General features: G+C 71.2%; 6 protein-coding genes and 1 pseudogene. 3 read left to right on the top strand and 4 right to left on the bottom strand.

Annotated elements, in window-relative coordinates; translation table 11 throughout:
* Nucleotides 1–172 precede the first annotated feature (172 nt).
* Complete coding sequence (locus TR46_RS37325; protein ID WP_052433465.1) at nt 173–1,564, bottom strand: nitrate/nitrite transporter; 1,392 nt, start codon at nt 1,562–1,564, stop codon at nt 173–175.
* 221 nt (nt 1,565–1,785) lie between these two features.
* Entirely contained in the window at nt 1,786–2,301 is a 516-nt protein-coding gene (locus tag TR46_RS37320) for a universal stress protein (RefSeq protein ID WP_042411662.1), read from the bottom strand.
* A 158-nt stretch (nt 2,302–2,459) separates the two neighbouring features.
* On the opposite strand from TR46_RS37320, the gene TR46_RS37315 reads away from it, so the two are divergent.
* Nucleotides 2,460–3,920, top strand: coding sequence for a cation:proton antiporter domain-containing protein (locus TR46_RS37315; RefSeq protein WP_042411659.1), 1,461 nt, complete (start codon nt 2,460–2,462; stop codon nt 3,918–3,920).
* 17 nt (nt 3,921–3,937) lie between these two features.
* Here TR46_RS37315 and TR46_RS37310 read toward each other — a convergent pair whose 3' ends face one another.
* Together TR46_RS37310 and TR46_RS37305 are read right to left on the bottom strand one after the other, a co-directional pair.
* A complete protein-coding gene (locus TR46_RS37310; protein ID WP_042411657.1) occupies nt 3,938–4,432 on the bottom strand; it encodes a nitroreductase family deazaflavin-dependent oxidoreductase in 495 nt (164 codons plus the stop codon).
* Nucleotides 4,429–4,893: a nuclear transport factor 2 family protein gene (locus TR46_RS37305; RefSeq protein ID WP_042411653.1), complete on the bottom strand. Its 465-nt coding sequence runs from the start codon at nt 4,891–4,893 to the stop codon at nt 4,429–4,431. The genes TR46_RS37310 and TR46_RS37305 overlap by 4 nt, the downstream gene beginning before the upstream one ends.
* A gap of 117 nt (nt 4,894–5,010) precedes the next feature.
* On the opposite strand from TR46_RS37305, the gene TR46_RS37300 reads away from it, so the two are divergent.
* On the top strand, nt 5,011–5,517 hold the full coding sequence (locus tag TR46_RS37300) for a MarR family winged helix-turn-helix transcriptional regulator (RefSeq protein WP_042411651.1): 507 nt from the start codon (nt 5,011–5,013) through the stop codon (nt 5,515–5,517).
* A 134-nt stretch (nt 5,518–5,651) separates the two neighbouring features.
* A pseudogene (locus TR46_RS37295) lies at nt 5,652–5,840 on the top strand (cation:proton antiporter); the annotation flags it as partial.

Raw genomic sequence — 5,840 nt, 5'->3', positions numbered from 1 at the left:
CCGAACCCGGCATCGGCTACCGCTACCAGCCCTGACCCGTCCAGGGGTTGCGTAGCAGCAAGGTCCCAGTTGCCCGCCCACCTGCGCACCGCACCCCGATCGTCCACGCGGGGTCGCAGCGCCCGGGAGGGTGTCCCGGGCGCTGCGGTGCCGGCCGACGCCAGGACTGTGCTCAGACTCCGGTGAGGTCGGGGGCCGAGGAGCGGACGTATACCGCCCAGGTGATGGCGGCGCACACGGCGTAGAAGGCGATGAAGGCGATGTAGGCGGCGTCGCCGTTGCCGGTGGACTGGAAGGACTGGCGGAATGCGATCTGGACCAGGACGCCGCCGAGGGCGCCGATGGCGCCGGCGACGCCGACCAGGGCGCTGGACAGCCTGCGGGCCTGGAAGGTCTCCTGGTCGGGGTCGGCGCCTGCGGTGAGCCGGGTGGCTGCCCTGGCGTGGAAGATCGCCGGGATCATCTTGTACACCGATCCGTTGCCGACTCCGGTCAGTGCGAACAGGACGGTGAACGCGGTCACGAACAGGGGTACCGACTTGGAGTGGGAGGCGGCCAGGACGGCTGCGGACACCAGGGTCATGGCGACGAAGTTCCACAGGGTCACCGTGGAGCCGCGGAAGCGGTCGGCCAGGGCGCCGCCGACTGGGCGGATCAGCGATCCGACGAAGGCGCCCAGCCACACCACGTAGATCGGGTGGGCGACTCCGGAGGCGGACAGGACCTGGCCGAAGGCGAATCCGAAGCCGATGAAGGAGCCGAAGGTGCCGATGTAGAGGAAGGAGATGACCCAGGTGTGCCGGTGGCGGGCGACCTCGCGTAGGGCGCCGGTGTCGTTGGTGGCCTCGGTGAGGTTGTCCATCCGTGTCCAGGCGGTCGCGGCGACCAGGACCACCAGCGGGATGTAGATGTACAGCAGCATCCGGGGGTCGGTGGCCGCGCCGAAGAGCGCGATGATCACTGCGCCGACGATCTGCACGGTGGCCACGCCGATGTTGCCGCCGCCGGCGTTGAGTCCCAGGGCTCGGCCCTTGAGGCGTTGCGGGTAGAAGTTGTTGATGTTGGCCATCGAGGAGGCGAAGTTGCCGCCGCCGACCCCGGCGAGGCCGGTGACTACGAGCAGGGTGTCCAGCGAGACGCCGGGCTTGAGCACGATAAGTGCGAGCACGGAGGGGATCAGCAGGAGCGTTGCCGAGACGACGGTCCAGTTGCGGCCGCCGAACTTGGCGATCGCGAAGGTGTAGGGCAGGCGGACCAGGGAGCCCAGCGCCGCCGGTGTGGTGGTCAGTAGGAACTTGTCGCTGACGCTGAATCCGTACTGCTTCGCGGGCATGAACAGGACCAGGACCGACCAGATGGTCCACACCGAGAACCCGATGTGTTCGGAGAGGATCGAGAAGACCAGGTTGCGGCGCGCGGTGCGGGCGCCGACCGCGTCCCAGAACTGCTGGTCCTCCGGGTGCCAGCGGTCGATCCAGCGGTGCGGTCGGCGCTGCAGCAGTTCGTCGTCGGTTGCCTGCGCTGTTGTTGGTACCGCCGTGGTCGCGGTGGTGTTCGTCGCCATGGGCACTCTCCCTTCGCTCGGCGGCCGAATGCCGACCGTTGTCAGGAAGCTAGGGAGTGCGTGTTAACCGGCACCGGGCCCGCGGTGCACTTTGCGTAACCGGTCCCTGACACGGCGCCAGGGGCACCGTGAGAATTCCCCGGACCCGCCGCAGGCTGCATCGAGTCCCCATGACGATGCGTGATGCGCCTGCCGGTGTGGACGACTGTGCGAGGCGCTTCTCAGCGTCCGCCGTTCGTGGTGGCCTCGCGGTCCAGGTGCCGCAGTGCGTGGCGACCGGTCTTGAACGGGCAGGTCCAGGGGATGGCCAGGACCGGGCAGCGGGCGTGGGCCAGGGCGTAGCGGCTGACGTGCCCGTGGAGTGTGCGGGCCAGCGGTCCGCGCCGGCCGGCTCCGATCACCAGCAGGTCCTCGGCGCGGTCGGCGGTCTCGCACAGTGCGGGTCCGCTCGGGCCGCGGATCACCACGGGCTGTATGGCCAGGTCGGTCGGCAGGACGCCGAGGGCCTGCTCGAAGGCCGTCCGCAGGCGCTCGTGGGCGCACTCGCGCCATACCTGGGCCAGGGGTGGACAGGGCGCGGCACGGTAGCCGACCTCGCCGCCGGGCGGGATCCAGGCCAGGACCGCGACCAGCGGCCGATTCGTGGCGCGGGCCTGGGCCACCGCGTGGCGCAGCGCTGCCAGACTTGCCAGCGATCCGCTGACGCCGACTACGATCCGGCCTCGGTCCCCGGCCATCGCCGCCACGCTCCTTCGCCCGCGCGGGTACCCCTTTCATGCTAGAACCGGCCGGCCCTTCCGAGCCCCGGCGGTGCGTGGTTGTGCCGGTAGGCGGGGGTGGGACGCTCCGGGGCGAGGGGCGGGGCGAGGCTGGTGGTTCTGCTTGGATGGGCGGCATGGCGAGCGCGGAGGGTCTTGGGTTGACGGTGCTGGTGCTGGCCGTGGTGGTGTTGCTGGCGGTGCTGTCGAACCGGGTCAGTGAGCGGCTGCGGATTCCGGCGCCGCTGCTGTTCCTGGTGGCGGCCGCTGCCGCCTCGGATGTGCTGCCGGTGCTGAACCAGCGGGTTCCGGTGTCGCTGGTGGAGCAGGTGGTGACGGTGGCGCTGGTGGTGGTGCTGTTCGACGGTGGGATGGGGATCGGCTGGCGGCGTTTTCGCGGGTCGGTGGTGCCGATCGTCTCGCTGGGCGTGGTGGGGACCTTCCTCACCGCGGGGGTGCTGACGCTGGTGGCGCACGGGCTGTGCGGTCTGGGCTGGCGGACCTCGCTGGTGCTGGGGGCGGCGTTGTCGCCCACCGATCCGGCGGTGGTGTTCTCGGTGCTGGGTCGGCGCGAGATCACCGGGCGGGCCGGGACGGTGCTGGAGGGGGAGTCGGGGGCCAACGACCCGGTGGGCATCGCGTTGATGCTGGCGCTGCTGGGGGCCAGCGGCAGTATCGGGCGGCAGGCGGGCCAGGTGGTGGGGACGTTCGCGGTGCAGATGGCGGTGGGCACCGCGGTGGGTGTGGTGGGCGGGTTCGCGCTGCTGCGGTTCATGCAGCGGGTCTCGCTGCCGGCGGCGGGGCTGCACCCGGTGCGGGCGCTGGCTGGTGCGATGGCGGTGTACGGGGTGGCGACGGTCGCGCACGGCTCGGGCTTCCTGGCGGTGCTCGTGGCCGGGATCCTGATCGGCGACGAGGGGATGCCCTACCGGCTTGAGATTCGGCAGGTCTCGGGTTCGCTGGCGAGCCTGGCGGAGATCGTGGTGTTCGTGGCGCTAGGTCTGACGGTGGGTCTGCGCGCGCTGGGGCAGGGCTGGGCGTGGCTGATCGGGCTGGTTCTGGCGGTGCTGCTGGCGTTGGTGGTGCGGCCGTTGACGGTGGGTCCGCTGCTGCTGCCGGTGCGGATGCGGACGGGGGAGCGGGTCTTCATCGCCTGGGCCGGATTGAAGGGTGCGGTGCCGATCCTGCTGGGGGCGTTCGCGATCACGGCGGGGGTGCCGGACGCCAGACGGATCTACGAGGTGATCTTCGTGGTGGTGGCGTTCTCGGTCCTGGTCCAGGGCAGCACGGTCGCCTGGGCGGCGGGCCGGCTGGGGGTGCCGATGCGGACCACCCCGCCCACCCCGTGGGCGCTCGGGGTGCGGCTGCCACAGGAACCGGAGGGCGCTGGTCTGTGCACGGTGGAGCCGGGCTCCCCGGCGGACGGGGCCACCCTGGAGGACCTGGTCCTGAACGGGGACACCTGGGTCAGCGCCGCCCTGCGCGACGGGCAGTTGCTGCCGATGGCCCCCGGCACGGTGGTGCGCGCGGGCGACGACATCCTGGTGCTGACCCGGCCGAAGGACTCTCAGGCCGAGGGGCAAGCCGCAGGCGATTGAGTCGTGGCCGCTTCCTGCTATCCGGGCTGCCGGTCCGGGGTGATCTCTACGAAGGGGATGTGGCCGTGGCCGATGCGGTACCCGTCCTCGGTGCTGCCGTCGGTCGTGAGGCCGCAGATCCGCATGAGGGTGCGGGCGGTACGGGGGTGGAGCGGGGCGTAGGCGGCCATGGCGCGGCCGGACTCCTCAGGGCTCATCGGTCGGGCGGTCCCGCTCCAGTGGCTGCGGCCGCTGTGCACGGTGACCTGCGGAGTGCGCTGGATGTTGCGGTACCACTCGGAGGCCGATCCGAAGCCGGAGGCTAGACGGATCGCGCCGGTGGCCGGATCGGTGCCGGTGACCTCCAGAGCGGTCTGACGGGGCAAGCCGCTGGTACGCCCGGTGTGGGTGAGCAGGCACAGCCGACGGCCCAGCAGCGGGCCCAGATGCCAGCGGTAGAGGTGGACAGGTGCGCGGGCGATCCTCCGACGCCAACCGGTGGCGGGCGGCCGGGTGGGCGTGCGGCCGGTCATGCCGCACCTCGGCGATCGGCCGTACCGCCCGTATCAGTGTCGGCGGCTGGTGTCGCCGGGGGTGCTGGACGGGCATGGGGGTGGATGCTTGCGCTGTAGGCGGCATCTAGCGCGGTGTAGCGGTCACCGTGCCCGTGGATACGGGTGATCAAGCCGCCGCTGAGGTGGAAGACGGTGTAGACGGTCTGCGGCCGTCCCCGCTTCGGTGCCCCCTCGCGGCTCAGGCCGATGCCGAGCACGACGGCGTCGGGGTAGGTGAAGGTCTCCTCCATGGCCACCCGGCCGCCGTGCTGGTGCAGGGCAGCGAGGCGGGTGAGCACCTCGGCGCGTCCATGGCAGCCGGCCCGGTCGCTGTCGTGGACCGACCAGTGGACGTCGGGGTGCAGGATCGGGGTCAGCGGCAGCAGGTCGGCCTGGTTGAGGGCGGTGCGCAGGCGGGCGGTGACGGGTGCGGATCTCACGGCTCTGCCTCCTGTCAGGGCTGTGGACGACGGCCCTCTAATTGCATTATGCAATGTTTGCACTGGGGTCGGGTGAGGGGTTCGTCTTCCCGGCTTTCAGCGGGTAGAACTGCTGTCATGCACGATTCCCAGCCGCCGCAGGACCTGGACGCGGCCAACGAGATGGTGGCCGCGGTCGTCACCGCCTCCCGGGTCCTGGTCGCGGTCTCGGCCCGCTCGCTGGCGGCGATCGAGGAGGCGCTGACCGTCCCTCAGTTCCGCATGCTGGTGGTGCTGGACACCGGTGGCCCGGTCAACCTGACCGGGTTGGCGGAGCAGTTGGCGGTCAACCCCTCCACGGCCCTGCGGATGGTCGACCGGCTCTCCGCGGCCGGCATGGTCGAGCGGGCGCACGACCCCGGCGACCGGCGGCTGGTGGTGCTCGCGGCCACTGCGGCCGGACGCCAGGTGGTCCGCCAGGTCACCGAGCGCCGGCAGGCGGAGATCACCAGAATCGTCTCGGCGATGCCGGTGGACCACCGCGGCGCGATGATCGAGGCACTGGAGGCGTTCGCTCGCGCCGCGGGCGAGGAGCAGATCAACCCTGCCGCCTACACGGGCCAAGCGCTGCCCGGCTGGAGCTGAGACGCGCCGGGGGTTCGCCCGGATATTGCAGGCCCGGGGCGTTAAGAAGGCGGTAGGGTCTTCTTTGGTGTGCCGGGAAGCCTGGTCGGCGATCGCTGTGACGATCCGTCAACCGACCCGTAGGGGCTTCTGCCATGCTGCTCGTCCTCGTCTTCGGCGCCGCCCTGCTGGTGGCTGTGCTGGTCTCCGGTCTTGCCGCGCGCACCGTACTGTCCACCTCACTGCTGTTCCTGCTGGCCGGTGCGCTGGTCGGGGACGGCGCGCTGGGGCTGATCCATGTATCCGCGGACAGCGAGCTGGTCACTACGACCGCGGACCTGGCG

The organism is Streptacidiphilus carbonis (genome assembly GCF_000787775.1).
GTDB classification, from domain to species: Bacteria; Actinomycetota; Actinomycetes; order Streptomycetales; family Streptomycetaceae; genus Streptacidiphilus; species Streptacidiphilus carbonis.
This window is presented reverse-complemented; position numbering and strand designations above follow the sequence as displayed.

What these genes read in the sequence shown, in the direction of transcription:
- TR46_RS37325 (WP_052433465.1), bottom strand. Translation starts at nt 1,564, where the DNA reads ATGGCGACGAACACCACCGCGACCACGGCGGTACCAACAACAGCGCAG.
- TR46_RS37320 (WP_042411662.1), bottom strand. Translation starts at nt 2,301, where the DNA reads ATGGCCGGGGACCGAGGCCGGATCGTAGTCGGCGTCAGCGGATCGCTG.
- TR46_RS37315 (WP_042411659.1), top strand. Translation starts at nt 2,460, where the DNA reads ATGGCGAGCGCGGAGGGTCTTGGGTTGACGGTGCTGGTGCTGGCCGTG.
- TR46_RS37310 (WP_042411657.1), bottom strand. Translation starts at nt 4,432, where the DNA reads ATGACCGGCCGCACGCCCACCCGGCCGCCCGCCACCGGTTGGCGTCGG.
- TR46_RS37300 (WP_042411651.1), top strand. Translation starts at nt 5,011, where the DNA reads ATGCACGATTCCCAGCCGCCGCAGGACCTGGACGCGGCCAACGAGATG.